Genomic DNA, 2,696 nt, shown 5'->3' on the forward strand with positions numbered 1-2,696 from the left:
CGCGTCCGGGTCTGGGCCAGGGACCCGGCGAAGGTCGCCGGGCTGCCGGCCGCCGTCGAGAGGGCCGGCGGGGACTACGAGGATCCGCGGGCGCTGGCCCGGGCGGTGGCGGGGGTGCGCACGGTGTTCCTGGTCACCACCCGCGTCGGGGGCGACGACGACGCGCGGTTCGTCGATGCCGCGCGTGCGGCGGGCGTGCGGCGGGTGGTGAAACTGTCCGCGGCGGCTGTTCTGGACCGGCGGGCCGACGACCTGATCACCCGGTGGCAGCGTGCGAGCGAGGAACTGCTGCGGGTCTCCGGGATGGAGTGGACTCTGCTGCGTCCGCGCGCGTTCATGTCCAACTCCCTTACCTGGGCGCCCTCCGTGCGTTCCGAGCGGACCGTTCGCGCGCTCTACGGGACGTCCGCCAACGCCTGCGTGGATCCGGCGGACGTCGCCGAGGTCGCCGTACGGGTACTGACCGGGGAGGGGCACGCGGGGCGCGCGTACACGCTGACCGGACCGCGGGCGCTCACGGCGGTCGGCCAGACGCGGCAGCTCGGCCGGTTGCTGGGGGTCCGGCTGCGCTTCGAGGAGCTGAGCCGGGACGAGGCGCGTGCGAGCCTGGAAAAGCGCTGGCCCATACCGGTCGTGGAGGCACTGCTGGAGAGCGCGGAGCGGCAGCGGGCGGGTGCCAAGGCCCAAGTGTCGGACGCCGTACTTATGTTGACGGGTCGTCAGGCGCGATCCTTCCGAGAGTGGGCCGTGGATCATCTCGACGTATTCACCCCGCTCGCGCGGGAACCCGGGACGCGGCCCGGGAGAGGGCCGGTGCACGGTGGGTCCCGGGCACCGGCCCCGCGATCACACGGTGGATGAGGCCACGGTGACGGTCGCGCGGAAGGCGGGCGTGCCTTCTTGCACGGCGGTCACGAGTACGGCTTCCTCGCCGCCGGTGCCCGGCGCCGACAGCCGGCGGGCCTCGATGACACAGGCCGTGCCGACCTCGACGTAGCGCGTGAACTCACTGGTGACGGCGAGCGGCAGACAGACGTGCCCGAGCGTCGCGGTGGTGGCCTGGCGGGCGGCTTCGAGCAGCAGCATGCCCGGCACATGGTCGACCGGATGGTCGAAGAGGATGGGATGGCGGGTGTCGACGCGCAGCTGCCAGCGGCCGGGGCTCCCGGTGGGGGAGAGCACGACGTCCGCGGGCGCGGTGCGGCCGACGGCCCGCGGGGATTCGGGGACGGTCGGGGAGTCGGCCGGTGCGCGATCACCGGTGGGAATCTTCGCGGCGCGCAGCCGTTGGTAGATCTTGGGGCCGATACAGCTGAACGAGCCGCCGCCGGTGGCGGCGAGATGGCCCTCCCGGCGGATCTCCGCATCGACGCGGCAGCGGGTCAGGGTGCCGCGTCGATGTTCCGTCCGGGAGCAGGTGACGTCGAGTCGGAGCGTGGGGGGAGTGGGGCCGACACTCAGGTGGGCGGGACGTACGGTCACGTCCAGCTCCCCCACGAGCAGGTGGTGGTCGAGCGGGACGCCGAACTCGGCGTGTGCCAGGAGCAGTCCGGTCTGTCTGATCGTCTCGGCGGCGATCAACGGGTCGTGGCATCCGTCCACGCTGGCGTAGAAACTGTGTCCCCGGGGCCACTGGGCGGTGACGGTGAAGCGGTGGTCGTCCACGCGTTCCCAGCCGGTGAGCATCACCTCGGCCACGCTGGCGCGGTGGACGAACTGACTCGGGACGGTGGTGGTCAGGGACGGGTGATAGCGGGGTGCGATGATTTTTCGCGGGGCTCTGGTGTCGCACTCGCTGTGGCCGACGGTGGGTAACGCGGATGTGACACGGCACGTGCTCGCAGACATGTCTGTTCCCCCTGAGCGGCGTTGGCGTGCAGGCAGCTGTTGCTGCTGTTGTGGGTGTTGGTGTACGGCCAGCGAAGATACATACCGACCTGTTTGCTTTCCAGGGGTACGAGGCACTCCGCCTGCACGGCTTGTGGACGGGGTGGTTCCCTATCCGGTGCCGCGAGGCCCGGTGGAAGCCGCCTGTTTTCGGCCGCTCACAGGGGGGACCTCGGACAACGCCGAAACAGCGCGCCCTTCCTGACGCATGATCGACTCACGCTCCCCCGGACCGGCGTCGGGATGATCCTTGGCGTGCCTCAAGCGGTCCCTCAGCGCTTCTCTAGTGAGCCGACCGACCATGACCGGGCTTGAGGAAGAAGGGGGTGGCACGGATGGAGGGCGCACCTGCGGTGCTCCGGCTGGAACGCGGCCGGGCCGATGAGGACGAGCTCGCCGCCGTGGCGGTGGTGCTGCTCGCGCTGCGGGCCCGTGGGCGGGCGGCGCCCCGGCGCGGGGTGTCACGGGAGTGGAAGTGGTGGAGCCGGCCGGGGAGCTATGTGGCCCCCGGCAGTTGGCGGTGAGCCGCTGCCACCGCACGGTGTGCCGTCCGCCACGGGAAACACGACCGCACAGTCGGTTCGAGGATGTTCTCCAGCAGGCCGGGCGATAATTTCCGGCCTTGTCCCAGGAAGGGACCAGGGATGGCGATGACGACTGCCTCCGTGCCGGCCGCCACGGGGCCGGGCGATCTGCACGGCCATGTGGCGGAGCTGCACGTGATCAAGGCCCGGGCCGTGGCGGGCCCGAGTGACCGCGCGACCGAGGCGCAGCATGCCAAGGGGAAGCTGACCGCCCGTGAGCGCATT

General features: G+C 71.4%; 3 protein-coding genes and 1 pseudogene. 3 read left to right on the forward strand and 1 reads right to left on the reverse strand.

Going from position 1 to position 2,696, the window contains the following annotated elements:
- Positions 1-861: NAD(P)H-binding protein (locus GXP76_RS35040; protein WP_242575651.1), on the forward strand; the 861-nt coding region annotated here is incomplete at its 5' end.
- On the opposite strand, the gene GXP76_RS35045 is transcribed toward GXP76_RS35040, so the two are convergent.
- A complete protein-coding gene (locus tag GXP76_RS35045) occupies positions 847-1,848 on the reverse strand; it encodes a ScbA/BarX family gamma-butyrolactone biosynthesis protein (RefSeq protein ID WP_242575652.1) in 1,002 nt (333 codons plus the stop codon). The genes GXP76_RS35040 and GXP76_RS35045 overlap by 15 nt on opposite strands.
- A 374-nt stretch (positions 1,849-2,222) precedes the next feature.
- Here GXP76_RS35045 and GXP76_RS35050 point away from each other — a divergent pair, with 374 nt between their 5' ends.
- On the forward strand, positions 2,223-2,411 hold the full coding sequence (locus tag GXP76_RS35050; RefSeq protein WP_242575653.1) for an acyl-CoA carboxylase epsilon subunit: 189 nt from the start codon (positions 2,223-2,225) through the stop codon (positions 2,409-2,411).
- Positions 2,412-2,531: 120 nt separating this feature from the next.
- A pseudogene (locus tag GXP76_RS36100) lies at positions 2,532-2,696 on the forward strand (methylmalonyl-CoA carboxyltransferase); the annotation flags it as partial.

The sequence above is a fragment of the Streptomyces sp. NP-1717 genome, from assembly GCF_022695985.1.
Lineage (GTDB): Bacteria > Actinomycetota > Actinomycetes > Streptomycetales > Streptomycetaceae > Streptomyces.